Origin of the sequence: Moorella humiferrea (assembly GCF_039233145.1) — a bacterium.
In the GTDB taxonomy this organism is placed as follows: domain Bacteria; phylum Bacillota; class DSM-521; order Neomoorellales; family Neomoorellaceae; genus Neomoorella; species Neomoorella humiferrea.
This window is the reverse complement of record NZ_CP136419.1, coordinates 283,205-298,847: the sequence shown is the minus strand read 5'-3', so window position 1 is coordinate 298,847 and position 15,643 is coordinate 283,205. Positions and strand designations below refer to the sequence as shown.

Annotated in this window: 18 protein-coding genes; 4 read left to right on the top strand and 14 right to left on the bottom strand. The window is 54.4% G+C overall.

Going from position 1 to position 15,643, the window contains the following annotated elements:
• Positions 1–7 precede the first annotated feature (7 nt).
• Entirely contained in the window at positions 8–1,693 is a 1,686-nt protein-coding gene (locus MHFGQ_RS01595; RefSeq protein WP_106004079.1) for a M1 family aminopeptidase, read from the bottom strand.
• A gap of 108 nt (positions 1,694–1,801) precedes the next feature.
• Here MHFGQ_RS01595 and MHFGQ_RS01590 point away from each other — a divergent pair, with 108 nt between their 5' ends.
• Positions 1,802–3,304, top strand: coding sequence for an amino acid permease (locus tag MHFGQ_RS01590; RefSeq protein ID WP_106004080.1), 1,503 nt, complete (start codon positions 1,802–1,804; stop codon positions 3,302–3,304).
• Positions 3,305–3,359: 55 nt separating this feature from the next.
• On the opposite strand, the gene MHFGQ_RS01585 is transcribed toward MHFGQ_RS01590, so the two are convergent.
• Positions 3,360–4,523, bottom strand: a complete 1,164-nt coding sequence (locus MHFGQ_RS01585; protein WP_106004081.1) for a trypsin-like peptidase domain-containing protein — start codon at positions 4,521–4,523, stop codon at positions 3,360–3,362.
• Positions 4,524–4,732: 209 nt separating this feature from the next.
• On the opposite strand from MHFGQ_RS01585, the gene MHFGQ_RS01580 reads away from it, so the two are divergent.
• The gene (locus tag MHFGQ_RS01580) at positions 4,733–4,873 is read left to right on the top strand and encodes a hypothetical protein (protein ID WP_170066090.1); all 141 of its coding nucleotides are present in this window, start codon (positions 4,733–4,735) and stop codon (positions 4,871–4,873) included.
• A gap of 53 nt (positions 4,874–4,926) precedes the next feature.
• Positions 4,927–6,174, top strand: coding sequence for a competence/damage-inducible protein A (locus MHFGQ_RS01575; RefSeq protein WP_106004082.1), 1,248 nt, complete (start codon positions 4,927–4,929; stop codon positions 6,172–6,174).
• Here the strand turns inward: MHFGQ_RS01575 and MHFGQ_RS01570 are convergent.
• The 5 genes from MHFGQ_RS01570 to MHFGQ_RS01550 all read right to left on the bottom strand — a co-directional run bounded on the left by MHFGQ_RS01570 (position 6,171) and on the right by MHFGQ_RS01550 (position 8,952).
• Positions 6,171–6,692 (bottom strand): cell wall hydrolase, encoded by a 522-nt coding sequence (locus tag MHFGQ_RS01570; RefSeq protein ID WP_343105518.1) that lies wholly within the window; start codon positions 6,690–6,692, stop codon positions 6,171–6,173. The genes MHFGQ_RS01575 and MHFGQ_RS01570 overlap by 4 nt on opposite strands.
• Before the next feature lie 239 nt (positions 6,693–6,931).
• Positions 6,932–7,549 (bottom strand): IMPACT family protein, encoded by a 618-nt coding sequence (locus MHFGQ_RS01565; RefSeq protein ID WP_106004084.1) that lies wholly within the window; start codon positions 7,547–7,549, stop codon positions 6,932–6,934.
• A complete protein-coding gene (locus tag MHFGQ_RS01560) occupies positions 7,546–7,875 on the bottom strand; it encodes a type II toxin-antitoxin system PemK/MazF family toxin (RefSeq protein ID WP_106004085.1) in 330 nt (109 codons plus the stop codon). Before MHFGQ_RS01560 ends, MHFGQ_RS01565 begins: the two co-directional genes overlap by 4 nt.
• Entirely contained in the window at positions 7,875–8,135 is a 261-nt protein-coding gene (locus tag MHFGQ_RS01555) for a ribbon-helix-helix domain-containing protein (RefSeq protein ID WP_211292821.1), read from the bottom strand. Before MHFGQ_RS01555 ends, MHFGQ_RS01560 begins: the two co-directional genes overlap by 1 nt.
• Positions 8,136–8,280: 145 nt before the next feature.
• On the bottom strand, positions 8,281–8,952 hold the full coding sequence (locus tag MHFGQ_RS01550) for an MBL fold metallo-hydrolase (protein ID WP_106004086.1): 672 nt from the start codon (positions 8,950–8,952) through the stop codon (positions 8,281–8,283).
• A 274-nt stretch (positions 8,953–9,226) separates the two neighbouring features.
• Between MHFGQ_RS01550 and MHFGQ_RS01545 the strand changes: the two genes are divergently transcribed.
• The gene (locus tag MHFGQ_RS01545) at positions 9,227–9,808 is read left to right on the top strand and encodes a Uma2 family endonuclease (RefSeq protein WP_106004087.1); all 582 of its coding nucleotides are present in this window, start codon (positions 9,227–9,229) and stop codon (positions 9,806–9,808) included.
• Positions 9,809–9,945: 137 nt separating this feature from the next.
• On the opposite strand, the gene mntA is transcribed toward MHFGQ_RS01545, so the two are convergent.
• The 7 genes from mntA to MHFGQ_RS01510 form a co-directional block, all read right to left on the bottom strand.
• Positions 9,946–10,341, bottom strand: a complete 396-nt coding sequence (mntA, locus tag MHFGQ_RS01540; protein ID WP_106004088.1) for a type VII toxin-antitoxin system MntA family adenylyltransferase antitoxin — start codon at positions 10,339–10,341, stop codon at positions 9,946–9,948.
• A 43-nt stretch (positions 10,342–10,384) separates the two neighbouring features.
• Complete coding sequence (locus MHFGQ_RS01535) at positions 10,385–10,636, bottom strand: hypothetical protein (RefSeq protein ID WP_106004089.1); 252 nt, start codon at positions 10,634–10,636, stop codon at positions 10,385–10,387.
• Positions 10,637–10,729: 93 nt separating this feature from the next.
• On the bottom strand, positions 10,730–11,983 hold the full coding sequence (locus MHFGQ_RS01530) for an NAD(P)/FAD-dependent oxidoreductase (RefSeq protein ID WP_106004090.1): 1,254 nt from the start codon (positions 11,981–11,983) through the stop codon (positions 10,730–10,732).
• 86 nt (positions 11,984–12,069) lie between these two features.
• The gene (locus MHFGQ_RS01525) at positions 12,070–12,339 is read right to left on the bottom strand and encodes a MoaD family protein (protein WP_106004091.1); all 270 of its coding nucleotides are present in this window, start codon (positions 12,337–12,339) and stop codon (positions 12,070–12,072) included.
• A 62-nt stretch (positions 12,340–12,401) separates the two neighbouring features.
• Entirely contained in the window at positions 12,402–14,201 is a 1,800-nt protein-coding gene (locus MHFGQ_RS01520) for an aldehyde ferredoxin oxidoreductase family protein (protein ID WP_106004092.1), read from the bottom strand.
• A 1-nt stretch (position 14,202) separates the two neighbouring features.
• Positions 14,203–14,682, bottom strand: a complete 480-nt coding sequence (locus MHFGQ_RS01515; RefSeq protein WP_106004145.1) for a 4Fe-4S dicluster domain-containing protein — start codon at positions 14,680–14,682, stop codon at positions 14,203–14,205.
• 270 nt (positions 14,683–14,952) lie between these two features.
• On the bottom strand, positions 14,953–15,534 hold the full coding sequence (locus MHFGQ_RS01510; protein ID WP_106004093.1) for a xanthine phosphoribosyltransferase: 582 nt from the start codon (positions 15,532–15,534) through the stop codon (positions 14,953–14,955).
• Positions 15,535–15,643: the final 109 nt, after the last annotated feature.

Here is a 15,643-nt window from a genome sequence, read left to right as displayed (position 1 = left end):
CAGCAAGTTAGTTCCGTAGATATGAGTGAAAATTAAAGGCCGTCGCCCCGTAGTATTTTAAAATAGTGAGCAGGGCCTTCTGAGTGAGGATCTCATAACGATAATAGCGCTGGATATAAGATAGGGCCTGCCGCAGTACTTCCCCGCCGACGGCCTGTTCCATTTCCAGCCAGAAAAGGGCGCCGCGATTATACACGGCCCGACGGTATGCCTGTTCGTCGCCGTATTCCTCCAAGGATAAATCAACGGGTTGCCCTGTCAGGGCCCCCAGACGTTTGATTTCGTCCAGTTTGGTCTGATAAAGGGCGGTGTTAAAGTTACGGTAAAACATAAGGGTGCTGTACTCGGCAAGGCCTTCGTCAATCCAGGCGGAACGGACGCTGTCGTTGCCCACCAGATTGTACCACCACTGATGGGCGACTTCGTGGACGACGGTGGCGGGATTAAAACCTTTGCGGTTGCTGATAATAATAAAGCCGGGGTATTCCATACCTGCCAGGTCATCGAGGGGAACAAAGGCCAGATGCAGGTAACTGTAGGGGTAAGTTCCGAAGACGCGCTGGAAAAAATCTAAAGCCCGTTCTGCCGCGTCGAGGGCCGCCATCGCCGGCTCATCCCTGGCGGCCATCACCAGCTGCACCAGACCCGCCTGACGTGTGATAAAATCCCAACCGGCAGCGGCCGTAAAAGCAAACTCGCGGATGGGTTGGTCGCTGTTAAAGGTCCAGATGACCTGGCCTTTTTCTTCCCATTTTCCCGTTTCCCGTCCAGAGGCCAAAACCTGGTAACCGGTAGGTACCGTCAGGCGGACGCGATAATAAGCGGAACCGGCAAAATAAGGTTCACCAAAATAGGCGGAGGCCATCCCCTGCCAACTGCCCGCGACATAAGGAGCAAGTATAGGATACCATCCTGCCGCCATCAAGGTAGCCCCCGTCCGCCCGAGGCGCCCGGAAGCGCCGTCTTGTATCTTTGTAGTAAAGGAAATGGCCACGAAGATGGTTTCCTGCGGTGCAAGAACGGCCGGCAGGAATACTTCCAGGGTACTGCCTTTAGTGTTAAAGGTAACTGGTCGATTGTTTACGCTCACTCTGCTAACTGTTATCTGACTGCCCTTGCCATAGGGGGCATTGGCGGGAAGGTTGAAATACAGTTTTTCCAGGGATAGAAGGTTGGGGTTTTGGTAGGCCAGAAAAAGTCTGCCTGCCAGCTGGCCCAGATTGGGATCATATGATGCCTGGAGGTCGTAGACGGGATAATAACGAAAATGCAGCCCCTTCCCGCCTTGAAGGGATGGCAGGTACGTATCTTCGTCCCCCCGCCCGGGTTGGTCCAGGACTTCCAGAGCCAGGGTTAGCGGTATGTAGAGCCTGTCGTCGACCAGGACAGGAGCCGTTTCCAGCCGCCGGGTTGTGCCGTCGATTTCAGCCGTAGGGCTGCCGACAGTCACAACGGCGACCTTTTTTCCCCGCAACACCCCCCTGTTCCTGTACCAGTCGACACTGCCCCCCATCAAGGAAAAGAACTCCTGGGCCGCCACCAGAATATGACCTTCCGCCTCTAGAGGAGGCTGTTCCAGGACTACCTGTTTGAAGGGAACGTTATAAAAAGGGTTTCCCTTAATCTCGCGCGTTCCGGTAAAAGAAAAGGCCAGGATGGTAAGTAGAACCCCAATCAGGACCTTTTTGGCCATTGCTACACCGCCCTGCCCATTAATTCGACGGCATCTGACCTAATCCTCCAGCGTATAGTTAAAAAAACGAGACGCATACTAAGTTTACCGTCGGGAGGTGTGAACCCGGTGAATATTTTTCGAGTCAAAAGTATCCAAGAACTACAACAAGAAGCCCGGGACAATGAAAAGCTTAAGCGCAGCATCGGTACGCCGGAATTAATCGCCCTGGGGGTGGGGGCCATAATCGGCTCCGGCATTTTTGTCCTGACCGGGGTGGCTGCGGCCAATTATGCCGGGCCGGCCCTTACTTTCTCCTTTATCCTTTCGGGCATTACCGCCGGACTGGCCGCCCTCGTTTATACGGAAATGGCCGCCATGATTCCTGTAGCTGGTAGCGCTTATACTTATGCCTATGCCTCTCTGGGGGAAATTATCGCCTGGATTATCGGATGGAACATAATACTGGAATATACTGTGGCTTCAGGGGCGGTGGCCGCCGGCTGGAGCGGCTATATTACCGATATCCTGAGGTCGGCAGGCATTACCCTTCCTGCTTCTCTGGTCAATTCCCCCTATAACGGTGGACTTATAAACCTACCCGCCGTATTAATTACCGCCCTGATGACCCTTGTGGCCGTCAGGGGAACCACTACCAGCGCAAAGACCAATAAGATAATTGTGGCCGTAAAAATCCTGGCTATACTCGCCTTTTTGGCCCTGGGCATTCCCCGTGTCAATCCCGCCAACTGGCGTCCGTTTCTCCCCTTCGGTGTCAGCGGTATCATCCACGGGGCGGCAATTATCTTCTTTGCTTACATCGGCTTTGACGCCGTCTCGACGGCCGCCGAAGAGGTGCGCGATCCCAATAAAAACCTGCCCAGGGGAATTATCGGGTCACTGGCCATCTCCACCTTGCTATATATTGCCGTAACAATAGTTTTAACCGGATTGGTAAGCTACACCAGCCTCAATACCCCTTCCCCGGTTACTACCGCCCTTATGGCCGCCGGAGTACGGGGAGCTTCCTTCATCGTCGGCAGCGGTGCTCTGGCCGGATTGACCAGCGTCCTCCTGGTAACCATCTTTGCCCAGAGCAGGGTCTTTTTGGCCATGGGGCGCGACGGCCTTCTCCCCTCATTTTTCGCCCGTGTGCATCCACGTTTCCATACACCATGGTTGACAACCATCTTGGTCGGCACCTTTGTAGCCATCATCGGCGGGTTCCTCCCTATCGGTATTATTGCCGAACTGGCCAACGTCGGTACCCTGTCGGCTTTCTTTACCGTAGCCCTGGGCGTACTCATTTTAAGGTATACCAGGCCTGAACTGGAACGGCCCTTTAAAGTACCCTTTATGCCCTGGACTTCCCTGGCAACAATGGCCTGTACCATCTATCTCTTTTTCAATCTACCTCCCCTGACCTGGCTGCGCTTCGCTGTCTGGATGGTCTTGGGGCTCATCGTTTATTTTCTCTATAGCCGTCACCACAGCCTCCTTGCCAAAAGTGAGGAAAATCCCCCCGCCCGGCCGGACTTTCTTCCTAAATTTCCTTTTAAGCCCCTGTTTTTCCCACGTCCTCTCTCGGCCCCCTTAACTCTGCGTCTCCGTATGCTGCGGCGACGTAAATAAGAAAAAACATAATAAAACCCCGGGAATTTCCCGGGGTTAAAATTGGTTTTCTTCTTTATTGGGCCGGTTTTTCGCCCAGAACCACGCTGATTTCCACAAGCTGGCCGCGGCGGTAAATTTGGAGGTTTACCTGCTGGCCTATCTTTAAAGCCTGAACTTTGTTCACCAGGTCATTGGCGTCCTTGATTTTTTGGCCCTCAAGTTGAAGTATCACGTCATATTTCTGAATGCCTGCTTTGGCGGCCGGACTGCCGTCGACCACCTGACCCACGAGGGCGCCTTCGGCATTTTCCAGGCCCAGCATTTCGGCTATATCAGGCGTTACGGATGTTAAAGCCACACCCAGCCAGGGTCGGGCTATTTTACCCCTGGTCATCAAATCATTGAGAACGGGTTTTACCGTACTGCTCGGTATGGCAAAACCGATGCCCTGGGCGCTGGCGTTGACGGCGGTGTTGATACCTATAACTTCTCCCTTCAAGTTCAACAGGGGACCGCCACTGTTGCCGGGGTTAATGGAGGCGTCTGTCTGCAGCAGGTTCTCATAATGACGGTCCTGGACGTCTATGGGACGTCCTTTGGCGCTGATTACGCCCACTGTCACTGTATGATCCAGGCCGTCGGGGTTGCCGATGGCGATGGCCCACTCGCCGACCCTTACTTTGTCGGCGTCTCCCAGGGTCAAATAGGGCAGGGCTTTGCCGGCATCAATTTTTAAAACGGCCAAATCCAGAGTCGCATCTGCGCCTACCACCTTGGCGTTAAAGGGTTTGTCGTAACCGACGACAGTTACCTTTACCTGTTTTGCCCCTTCAATAACGTGCTGGTTGGTGAGGATGTAACCGTCCGGGGAGATAATGAAACCGGAACCCAGGCCCCGCTGTTCCTGGGGTCCCATATTAAACTGATCGCCGAAAAACTGCCGGAAAAAAGGGTCGTTAAAGGGACTTGATATCCGCGTTTCCGCGATTGTATCGATGCGTACTACCGCCGGCCCGGCCTTTTCCACTATGTCGGCTATGGCCTCCGGCCCCAATCCTGCAGGAATCTCTGCGGAAATAGAATCACTGGCGGCCACCGCATGCTGGTAGGCGGGTTGCGGAGAACCGGCCGCCGCGCCGGTAATTTGGTAAAATCCTACCGTAGCCGCCACGCCGGCCAGAAAAATCAAAAGAACCGCCAAAACGGTAATCCTGGCCTTTCCGTTATTGCGCCACATCCTTCATACCTCCTCTTCTTCCTGATTGTAATTATAAAAGAGAAAGTTTAAAAAAACTTTAAGGGAGGCTGAGAATAACATAAGAAATTGTTTTCAATTATTATTTTCCATTTAGCATTATATAACTGCCTTAAGGCCGTTGCAATGGAAAAAATCCTTTGTTATACTTCTTGATAAGAATTTACAACGCCCGGAAAGGTTGTGGGCATATGAAAAAATGGCAATTGGTGCTTTTCCTGGTGGGATGGCTGGTACTAGGAATTTTTGTTACCGCCGTCAACAATTTAGGAGCTGCTGCAGAACATGGAGAGCACGGTCCTACTACCGCCGCCGTTGAAACCGCCCATTAAATTTCGTACAGCGCCGGCACCCGGGCGCTTTTTTAATTAGGAGGGAGTTCCTTTTGCTCGCCGAAGCCATTTTCACCGGTACGGAACTGCTATTGGGCCAGATAGTCAATACCAATGCCGCGTTTTTAAGCAAACAACTTGCCGCGGCCGGCATCAGCCTTTACCGCCAGGTAGTAGTGGGTGACAACCTGGAACGCCTGCGGGAAGCCATCGACGACGCCCGCCGGCGGGCAGATCTCATCATTGTCAGCGGAGGGTTAGGGCCGACGGAAGACGACCTCTCACGGGAAGCCCTGGCCGCCGCCCTGCATTTACCGTTGGTAGAGGACCAGAAGGCGCGGGAAAACGTCACCCGGTATTTCGCCGCCAGGCAGCGCCCCATGCCGTCCAGCAACTTAAAACAGGCACTGATTCCTGCCGGAGGCCGGGCCCTGGACAACCCTTATGGAACGGCCGCCGGGGTTTTTCTGGAACATGAAGGCAAAATCTTTGTCCTGCTGCCCGGACCGCCCCGGGAGTTCGAACCCATGGTGAGGGAACAGCTCTTGCCCCTCCTGGAACCTTACGGCGCCCGGCGGGAAGTTATTTTTTCCCGGGTGCTGAAAATCGCAGGGCTAGGGGAGTCGGCGGTGGAAGAAGCCTTAAAAGATCTGCTTCACGGTACCAACCCCACCCTGGCGCCCCTGGCCAAACCTGGTGAAGTAACTTTACGTTTAACGGCCAGGGCTGCCGATACTGAAAAAGCCCAACAAATGATTCGCCCCCTGGAAGAAAACATTCGCCGCCGTTTAAATGACTACATATTCGGCAGCGACGAAGATACCCTGGAAGGAGTTGTAGGTTCCATCCTGGCCGAACGCCGCCTCAGCCTTGCCGTGGCGGAATCTTGTACCGGCGGCCTGCTGGCCCACCGCATTACCAATATTCCCGGCAGTTCTGATTATTTCCTTGGAGGCGTTGTCGCCTACAGCAACGAAGCCAAAATAAAGTTTCTGGGGGTGGCCCCGGAAACCCTCGCCGCCCACGGAGCCGTCAGTCGCGAAGTTGCCGCAGCCATGGCCCGGGGCGTACGCCGGGCCTTCTCCGCCGCTATCGGCGTCGGTATAACGGGTATTGCCGGGCCGGGCGGGGGGACGCCGGCCAAACCGGTAGGGCTGGTCTATATAGGGCTGGATGTCCAGGATTTAGTCGAGGTACAACGAGAGTTCTTTGTGGGTGAGCGGGAAAACATTAAATGGCAGGCAACTCAGGGAGCCTTATATCTTTTGTGGCGCCATATACGGCAGTTTTGTTCCCCTTAGCGGGCGAAAATATGGTTGCCTATCCGGGTTATCTGGGGACGCGTCCAGATCCACGCACTGGTTGACGTAGCGGGGTTAAAAAAATATAGGGCGCCGTTGCTGGGGTCCCAGTCACTCAGGGCGTCCTGGGTGGCCGCATAATCCTGGGGACGAACCCTTGCTTCCCAGTAGTGGCCGTTAGCCACACTTTCAAAGGCCCAGGGTTCAAAAATGATATCAGGAATGGTCTTAGGAAAGGCAGGATCTTTAAGGCGATTTAAAACTACGGCCACCACGGCCACCTTGCCGACATAGGGTTCGTCCTCCGCTTCGGCGGCTACAAGGCGGGCTAAAAGATTGGTATCGTCGGAATGCACACCCGGTGGCAGGGGCTGGGCAGCCGGCGGTGGCAGGACCTTCATGGAATATGAATATACACCAGGAATTAAAATCGCAAGGAATAACAGCCCTAGTAAAAGGCGGGACTGCCAACCTTCGGGCAGGTACAGCGGCTTGAGGTTTTGCCAAGCGCGTTGCATTTCGCGCCATGTGGCCTGCCCGAACGCTTTTGTCCACGCCGCGGAGGCCTTAATAAAGCTTGGTAACAGTCGGGCCGCTATAAACTCTTTTAACCACCGCTTGCTTTCCTGCAAGGATCGGCCCCACCTGAACCCCCGGGCCATTTCTCTACCCTTCCTTAGTGGGTTTTAAGTATAGTTTTTGCAGGAAGGGCGGCAGACTTGCATAAGGGGGTATTACATTTCATATTTGGAGGCAATTACTCGCTGTTAAGCATCCCCTGTATTTTTGCCCATGCTGCCAGGGGCACAGCAATCTTTAACCGGACCTCGCTGCCGTATTCGGCTGTTACCACACTACCCCCGTGACTGTGAACCAGGTAGAGCAGTCGGTCCAGTTCAGCGTAGCTGCAGGTTAAATCTACCTCGCGGGTAACGACCCGTCGAATGCTCCCCGCCTCTTCCAGGACGCGCCGGGCTGTCTGGCCATAGGCATTGATGAGCCCCCGCACCCCCAGTTTCTTACCGCCAAAATAACGTGTCACCACTACCGCTACGTTGGTCAGTCCCAGGCTGGTAATGGCGCCTAAAATCGGCCGCCCGGCCGTACCGCTGGGCTCGCCGGCATCGCTGTAATAAGTTACCTCTTGCTTCCCCATTCCCACCCGGTAGGCAAAGCAATTATGGGTCGCCTGGCGGTGCGCGGCCTGAATCCTGGCAATGAATTCCCGGGCCGCGTCTTCACTTTCCACCTCACGGGTATGTCCGATAAACAGGGAACGCTCGATTTTAATTTCGACCGTGGCTTCCCGGGCGACGGTAAGGTAGGATGCGCCACTTTCGGCAGATAAGCTGCATTGATCTTCTTCTTTCTTCATAAGGCAAATAACTCCCTAAGCGCCTCTTGCAGGGCATAAAAAAAGGAAGTGCCTGCCACACTGCCCTGGTATTCTTTGAGCCGACGTTTATCCACAGCCCGGAGCTGGTCTGGCAGAGCCCTGGTTACCTTTCCGTGAAAAGATATTTCCGGCCGGAAGGTAGCAGGTTTAGCGCCGGTTGAAAGTGGTACGATAACTATCGTCGAAAGGTAGTTAAATGGTTCATCGGATACAACTACGCCAAAATGCGGTCCTCGTAAAACGTGGCCGGTTCCTTCCAAGCTTATCCTAAAAATATCCCCTGGACGTGGTACTTCACCGGGCATCAAATTTCACCCCTTTCGGCCTGCGCCATACGCCCGGCATAGTCGGCCAGATCGGCTTCGGCAAAGTTAACCAGGTTTTCTCCTTCTGCCAGCCGCTTACACTCGGCTGCGATTTTTGCCCGCCTTAATTCCCGTACATATTTCTCAACTGCCTTACGCACAAAATCGCTCAAGGTCGGAAACTCTTCCGGGTCCCGTACTGCTTCAATAGCTTTGAGCAGCTCTGCGGGCATCCTAATTGTCGTACGCAATTGCTCCATGTTATTGCCTCCCTCTTGTCTGCCGTTACTTTCATTCTAACATTTCCCCTGTAAAGATCAAGTGGTATATAAAATCCCCACCGGATGGGAAATAACAAATCCAAGTGGGGATCTGGTGTCACATTTATCAGGTAATCCTGTCAGGTTAAATACGCGGCTGGCTGGCGGCCAGGACCCAGACTTCCGTTTCCTGCGGTAGGTTTTCCGCCTTAAGGTCGATCTGGCCCTCACCAAAGCGGCGTACGTTGGCCCGACCGGCCGTAAACTCATCAACCACGGCAATGGGGAATCCCTGCATGCCCGGTACAAGATAATGCATGGGCAGGACCACCCGCGGCTTTAACGCCTCCACCACCTGCCAGGCCTGGGTCGCGTTGATGGTAAAGTACCCTCCCACAGGGATCATTAAAACATCGAGCCTGCCGATTTTCTCTATTTGTTCATCATTTAATACATGCCCCAGGTCACCCAGATGGGCCAGGCGTAAATTGCCTATCTCCAGGACGAAAACGGCGTTCTTCCCCCGCTTGGCTCCGGCGGCGTCGTCGTGATATGTAGGCACCGTATAGGCATGGATGTCTTTAAAGTTTACATCAATTTTCGCCCAATCGCCTTCCGGCGTCAAACCCCGCCAGATTACCGGATTACCTTTGATATTGTCCAGATAGTTATGGTCGAAGTGCTCGTGGGATATGGTCACCACATCGGCCGTGACCACCGGCGCCGCCGGCGAAACCTGCGGTCCATAAGGGTCGGTTACCAGCCGCACCCCCGCCGGTGTTTCCAGATAAAAACTTGCGTGTCCCAACCAGCGCATTATCAATGCCTCCTTAATACATAATTTTTAGATTTCAAGTATCGCCTATACCCTTAAGTATTGCCTACTTCTACGGCACTAATAACTTTTTATTCTCATTTTAGCAAGTCTATGTTCCAATGTCCATGAAAAGTTAAACGCCCCGATGCGCTTCTTCTCCCGTAAAGTGGATCTCGGCGTTGATAGCTAAATGCGCTATTATCGCTATTATTAAGGAAAGAACTCTTATTTTATCCCTGTTATGGTATAATAAACCTGGAAAGGAGGGGTTCCCATGAGTCTGGCCTTTAAAGAAGTGGCTGTTGCCGGCAATTTAACTTATGACGATTATGTCCTTTTCCCGGAAGATGGGCGACGGCATGAGTTAATCGGAGGGGAACATTATATGACACCGGCACCAACCACTGTTCATCAAGGATTTCTGGCTAAATTGTTCCATGTGCTTTACCAGCATGTAACGGCAAATCGTTTGGGCCAGGTGTTCTTTGCTCCCGTCGATGTAGTCCTATCGCCCCAGGACGTAGTCCAGCCCGACCTGATTTTTATCAGCAACGACCGTCGCCACCGTCTGACACCTAAAAACGTACAGGGGGCACCCGATCTGGTAGTTGAAATAATTTCCGAGGCTTCTCGCCGTCTGGATAAAAAACTAAAGCGCAACCTCTATGCCCGTTACGATGTGCTTGAGTACTGGCTCTTTGACCCGGAGTTGCAGGAAGTGGAAATTTACCGCCGCGACGCTGAAAACCGTTTAGTTAAGGAGGCAGAATACGAAGAACAGGGCACGATAACCTCCCCTTTGCTGCCAGGATTAATAATTAATATAGAGGCACTTTGGCCGGAGACGAACAGTTAACCCGTAGATAAAAATTTGAGAGCGGGTACTAACCCGCTCTATTAATTACCACCCCACCATGGCCCAGGTGAAGCTGCCGTGGCCTGGCTGAGGCGGCGAATGATGGAAATCACCTGCTCATCGATAATAGGTGCCATTTATACCGACCCCCTGATTTTCATCCGCCAGCGCCACCAGTCAAGTAAAAACTGCTGGAAATCTTCGGCTTCACGGGAAATATCCAGCATATAACGGATATAAAAACTTTGATCCCGGATAAAGAGGGGCTTCCCCTTTAAAGCCGTCCATACCAGAGAGGGCGTTGCTTCATTTAGAACCAGGAGATCCACTTTAAGGCCCAGCATATCCTCAAGTTCATTCCATATCCGGTAAATATCCTGCCTGGTATAGCCTGGCTCGAGATATATTCCCACATCTGCATCTGACCCCGGCCGGGCCCGGCCTTTGGCCCGCGAACCAAATAAAAAGGCCATCTGTATATTTTGTTGCTCATTAAAGTAGCTTTTTAATTGTTTATAGATTTTTTTATCCATACTGGTCACCTTACAGTGTAAAGGAAGCCCTGTTATACCCGCCCTATTTAGCCAGAAATACTTTCACCAATCCGTAGAAAAAAGCCGCCTGGCCTATCCAGAAGGCGAATAACCTCCACGTCAGTCGTGTTTCCATGGCTGAAATTCTAGCCTCAATATCAGCTTTAGTTTCTGCCAGCCGGCGTTCTATCCGCTCAGCGACAAATTCCAGAGTGTCCTCTTTATTATTTTTCGCGCTGGCATTTAAAAGGTTTAAATTTTGCCGTAAAATTTCTGGGAGCAATACAATACTCATACAATCTATCACGCCCCTTTATTTTAGTTTAGCAAAATTTCTAGCTGAATAAAACATAAAAACTGAGAGCGGGACCAACCCCGCTCTCGTAAGTCACCGCCCCACCATGGCCCAGGTGAAGCTGCCGTCCAGGAAACTGACGATATATTTTTCCTTTACCTCCCGGCCGATAAGGGATTGGAACCCCCCGGCGCCTTCCGGTGGACCGATGGCGACCATACCGACCAACCGCCGGCCTTTAAGAACGGCTTTGCGGTAATAAAGGCGTTTTTTATCAACACGACTCACCACATAGTAATCTCCATCCGAAGCGCCCGATTTATCTTGGCCTTCCCGCGGAGGGTCGACGATGCCGCCGCTGATAACCCCCAAACCGTTCACCACCAGGGAATTGCGCCCGATGCCGCCGCGGTAAGGCGTGCGGCGCCCGGCCATATTGAACCCGGCCAGGCGGCCCTGCTCCACGGCGTTGCCCCAGATGGCGTTTATACGCCGCTCCTGGCGGGCATAGTCGTAGGCCTGAGCCACATCACCGGCGGCGTAGACGCCTTGAATGCTGGTGCCCAGGTACTCGTCTACCAGAATACCCCGGTCCACCTCTAAACCGCTGCCTTCCAGGAAGGCCACGTTGGGCTGTACCCCTTTGCCTACGACCACGACATCCGCCGGTACGGTAACACCAGAGCGCAGGACGGCGGCCGTCACTTTCTCCCGGCCTTCCAGGGCCACCACATCCTCCTGGAGGTGGATGGTAAAACCGGCGTCGGTCATAACCCGATGCACCAGCTCAGCGCTGGTATCATCTAAAACCTGGGAAAGAAGGCGGGCGGAGGAGACTACTAGGCGAACATTGAGGCCTCTGGCATGAAGCCCCTCGGCCGCTTTAATGCCCACAAGGCCGCCGCCGACAACGAGGGCCCGTCCGCCGGGCCGGGCGAACTTGCGGATGGCGGCAGCGTCATCCAAAGTGCGCAGGGTAAAGACTCCGGGCAGGTTGCTGCCCGGTATATTAATCTGCTGGGGGGCAGCCCCTGTGGCCACCAGCAGGCGGTCAAAGGGAATCTCCCTGCCGTCGTCCAGGCCCACCCGGCGGCTTGCGCCATCAACCGCTACAGCCCGCCGCCCGGTGAGCAGCCGTATGCCCTGCCGGCGATACCAATTTTCATCCGCCAGCCAGAGGCCATCCCGGGTGACCAGACCGCCCAGGTAATAAGACGTTAGGACGCGGGCGTAATATGGGTAGGGTTCGTCGCCGACAATGGTAATTTCACCGGAAGGATCGACGCGACGAATGGCTCCGGCCGCGGTAACCCCGGCGGCACTGTTGCCCAGGATTAAATAGCGCATGTTTAAGACACCAACTCTCTCTTTCTATTATTCGTTTATTACGCCCCAGTGGGCGTGCTAGAAAATACCGCCCCCTGTTGAAGCCGTTATCCCCCGGCGGCCGGGGGAATGATGGTTACTTTATCTCCGGGATTTAGGGGCGTTTCCAACCCCTGAAGAAAATTTATGTTGCGGCCGTTCACCAGAATGGCGATGCCGGTTTTCAGTTTTTCTTCCGGCGTCATGAGCTCCTGACGCAAATTCGCACCGAAGCGGGAAAGAAGGGCAGCCAGGAGCTGCCCGACGGTAGATGCCTCCACCTCTATCCGGCTCGCTCCGGCCGCCCGCTGTAACAAACCGAGGAGTTCTACTTCCATTTACCGTTAAACCTCCGTATACGGAAAGGTACTTCAGCCTGCTCCCCAGGAGAATAGTTAGATTAAAGTCCCAACCGCTCCCGGGTGGCCGCCGTCACCCGGCCTTCATCGTCCCAGCCGCGCAGGGTGTAGTACTCGGCCAGCATCTGGGCCAGGGAAGAGGTCTTGCCCCGCGCCGGCCCTTCGGGCATGGGTTCCATCAGAAGGCGTGGGGCCAGGGTATCGTCGGCCTTAGTCAGCCCTGCGTCGAAGTTGAAGAGCCGTTCCAGGTTAAAGATGCGTTCGCCGGCGAGAAGGCCGCCCTCTTCTGTGTAGGGCACGCCGGTGGCCGGTGCCAGCATGGCGACGATGTCCGCCGCTCCCAGGGCAAAGGTTGTAAAGAGGCACATGCCGCTGGCGTCCACCAGGGCGGTGAGGTCCTGGAAGGCTTTTACCAGAGCCGCCTTGCCTTCAGCAACGAGGGGATCCGCCTGAACGGGTATACCCATTACCTCGGCGGCGACGGTATAGCCCCGCACGTGGCAACCGCCGCGGTTGGAAGTGGCGTAGTTCAGACCGATGCCCTGGATGGCCCGGGGATCATAGGCCGGGTATTCCTGTTTCTTGCTGCTCATGGACAGTTCCGCGTGCCCGTAACGCTCGGCCAGGCGGTAGGAACCTTCGGCCAGGAGGTCGCCGATACCCTCGCGGTAACCTACCTTACGGGCCGCCTCCACCAGGACGGCGGCGTTGCCAAATTCCAGGGGCAGTTCGGTATCCTGCGCCGGCAGGTACCCTTTTTCGTAAAGCTCCATGGCGCAGGCCAGGGTGGCGCCGAAGGTAATAGGGTCATAACCCAGCTCGTTGGCCAGGTAATTGGCCTTGGTCACCGCCGCCAGGTCGTCGATGCCGCAGTCGGCGCCTAGGGACCAAAGGGCCTCATATTCCGGGCCTTCGCCGTGACCGGCATAGGGTCCGGAGGGGACCAGGGTGGCGCGGCCGCAGGCGATGGGACAGGCCAGGCAGCCTTTTTTACGTATCAGGTAATTTGCGGCCAGGGCCTCACCGCTGATTTTGGACGCACCGGGGAAGACGCCCGTCTGGAAGTTGCGGGTTGGCAGGCCGCCGTGGGCGTTGATGATATTTACCAGGACGGCGGTCCCGTAGGTCGGCAGGCCGCCATGGGTGACGTCGTTGGCTTTAATTTTGGCCAAGGCCGCCAGCACCGCCTCCCTGAAGGCCGGACCGTCGGCAACCTTTATGCCGCCGTGGCCGCGGACGGCAACGGCCTTTAAGTTTTTGGAGCCCATGACGGCACCGACGCCAGAACGGCCGGCGGCACGGTGTTTTTCATTGATAATACAGGCAAAACGCACCAGCTTTTCCCCCGCCGGACCGATGCACGCCACTTTGGCGTTAGGGCAGGTCGCGGCTTTGATGGCCTCCTCTGTATCGCGGGTGTTTTTCCCCCATAAATCCCCGGCCGGCCGTATTTCGCAATTTCCGTCTTCGATCCACAGGTAGACGGGCTCGGCCGCCTTGCCTTCAAAAATAATCCCATCAAAGCCGGCATACTTCAGCTCGCCGCCGAAATAGCCGCCGGAGCTGGAGGCGGCAATGGCTCCCGTAAGGGGCGACTTGGTAACGACGTTGTAGCGGCTGCCGGAAATGGCCGCCGTACCCGTTAAAGGACCGGTCATAAAGATCAGTTTGTTCTCCGGCGCCAAAGGGTCGACACCGGGATCCACCTCATCGTAAAGGATTTTGCTGGCCAGCCCGCGGGCGCCGACATAATCCCGGGCCAGAAGGGGGTCGATTTTTTCTACTTTGCACTTGCCGCTGCTTAAATCCACCCGCAGCAACTGTCCGACCCAACCGTACATCCTAAACCACCTCCCTTAACGCCGCCTGGACCTTGCGGGCCATTTGCTGCCGCTTACTTAATGCCTGACCGGCCGGTTCTTTGTATTCCAGAGCCCCCCAGGGACAATTCAGGACACATTCCGGCTCTCCTCCGCAGAGGTCGCATTTAACAACTCTATGCTCGGCCACGGAATAATCGACACCGCCGAAGGGGCAGGCCATGATGCACATACGACAGCCTATGCAACGATCTTCATTGATTATCACGGCATTTGTTTTTTCATCGCGGCTGATGGCCCCTGCCGGACATACGGCCTGGCAGACAGGCTCGTCGCAGTGCTGGCAGACAACAGGTAGATAGTAGTCGTCATCAAGGAAGGCAGCCACCGACAGGCGGGCCGCCGCCGGATTAAAGGTGTCGGTATGTTTAAAGGAACAGGCTAGTTCACAGCGCCGGCAGGCAGTGCACTTGTCCTGATCGACAATCAATACTTTAGCCAAAATACTTCCTCCTTTCAGGTTTTTTAGCAAAATTCGATTTCCCTTCTCCCTTCTTACCCCACCTCCTTTTATTTTTCAGGGCTCAAAACAACAAGAAGGTACTCCCTAAAATTAAGAGTACCTTCCTTTGCCCAATAGCAGGTCAAGGGATTGCTCCCCGGCCCTGACGTTTGCCCTTCCCCGTGGGAAGAGGCAACTCGGAAGTCTGCTATTCTTTTATTATGGAATACATTTCGCCGTTAGTTAAAAAAATCCTGCCGGTTAAAAAAATTAATTTAAAAATTCAATCTGCCCCCCGCTCAAACTGCCGATCTGTACCAGGGCTTCCACGCGTATTCCCTGTTCCCTCAGGGCATCTCCACCGCTCTGGAAAACTTTTTCTATGACCGTACCAATGCCTACCAGGGTGGCCCCGGCCTGCCGCACGATTTTAATTAATCCCCGCGCGGCTTCTCCGGAAGCCAGGAAATCATCTATAATTAAAACACGATCATCCGCTCCCAGATAACTGCCGGCTACCACTATTTCCACTACCTCTTCTTTGGTAAAAGAACGCACGCGGCCGCAGTAGGTGTCGCCGTCCATGGTGGACGGCTGCTTTTTTTTGGCGAATACCACAGGTACCCGGAGGCTTAGGCCCGTCATAAGGGCCACGGCTATTCCCGAAGCTTCTACGGTGAGGACCTTCGTGATGCCCGTACCGTCAAAACGCCGGGCAAATTCCCTGCCTACCTCCAGCATCAACACCGGATCGATTTGATGGTTCAAAAAGGAATCGACTTTCAGGATGTCTTCACCTATGACCCGCCCTTCCTGACGGATTTTTTCTTTTAACAGCTCAACCACCGACAACGTTACCTTACTCCTTCCTTGCCCTTTAAAGCAGCTTTAGATAAATCTATTATAACGCAGTTCGGGAAAAAGAGAAGGTTGTTGGTCGCCGGTGCACCTGGTATAATTA

What these genes read in the sequence shown, in the direction of transcription:
- MHFGQ_RS01545 (WP_106004087.1), top strand. Translation starts at nt 9,227, where the DNA reads ATGAGTCTGGCCTTTAAAGAAGTGGCTGTTGCCGGCAATTTAACTTAT.
- MHFGQ_RS01525 (WP_106004091.1), bottom strand. Translation starts at nt 12,339, where the DNA reads ATGGAAGTAGAACTCCTCGGTTTGTTACAGCGGGCGGCCGGAGCGAGC.
- MHFGQ_RS01595 (WP_106004079.1), bottom strand. Translation starts at nt 1,693, where the DNA reads ATGGCCAAAAAGGTCCTGATTGGGGTTCTACTTACCATCCTGGCCTTT.
- MHFGQ_RS01520 (WP_106004092.1), bottom strand. Translation starts at nt 14,201, where the DNA reads ATGTACGGTTGGGTCGGACAGTTGCTGCGGGTGGATTTAAGCAGCGGC.
- MHFGQ_RS01535 (WP_106004089.1), bottom strand. Translation starts at nt 10,636, where the DNA reads ATGAGTATTGTATTGCTCCCAGAAATTTTACGGCAAAATTTAAACCTT.
- MHFGQ_RS01570 (WP_343105518.1), bottom strand. Translation starts at nt 6,692, where the DNA reads ATGCAACGCGCTTGGCAAAACCTCAAGCCGCTGTACCTGCCCGAAGGT.
- mntA (WP_106004088.1), bottom strand. Translation starts at nt 10,341, where the DNA reads ATGGATAAAAAAATCTATAAACAATTAAAAAGCTACTTTAATGAGCAA.
- MHFGQ_RS01555 (WP_211292821.1), bottom strand. Translation starts at nt 8,135, where the DNA reads ATGGAGCAATTGCGTACGACAATTAGGATGCCCGCAGAGCTGCTCAAA.
- MHFGQ_RS01565 (WP_106004084.1), bottom strand. Translation starts at nt 7,549, where the DNA reads ATGAAGAAAGAAGAAGATCAATGCAGCTTATCTGCCGAAAGTGGCGCA.
- MHFGQ_RS01580 (WP_170066090.1), top strand. Translation starts at nt 4,733, where the DNA reads ATGAAAAAATGGCAATTGGTGCTTTTCCTGGTGGGATGGCTGGTACTA.
- MHFGQ_RS01530 (WP_106004090.1), bottom strand. Translation starts at nt 11,983, where the DNA reads ATGCGCTATTTAATCCTGGGCAACAGTGCCGCCGGGGTTACCGCGGCC.
- MHFGQ_RS01560 (WP_106004085.1), bottom strand. Translation starts at nt 7,875, where the DNA reads ATGCCCGGTGAAGTACCACGTCCAGGGGATATTTTTAGGATAAGCTTG.
- MHFGQ_RS01585 (WP_106004081.1), bottom strand. Translation starts at nt 4,523, where the DNA reads ATGTGGCGCAATAACGGAAAGGCCAGGATTACCGTTTTGGCGGTTCTT.
- MHFGQ_RS01550 (WP_106004086.1), bottom strand. Translation starts at nt 8,952, where the DNA reads ATGCGCTGGTTGGGACACGCAAGTTTTTATCTGGAAACACCGGCGGGG.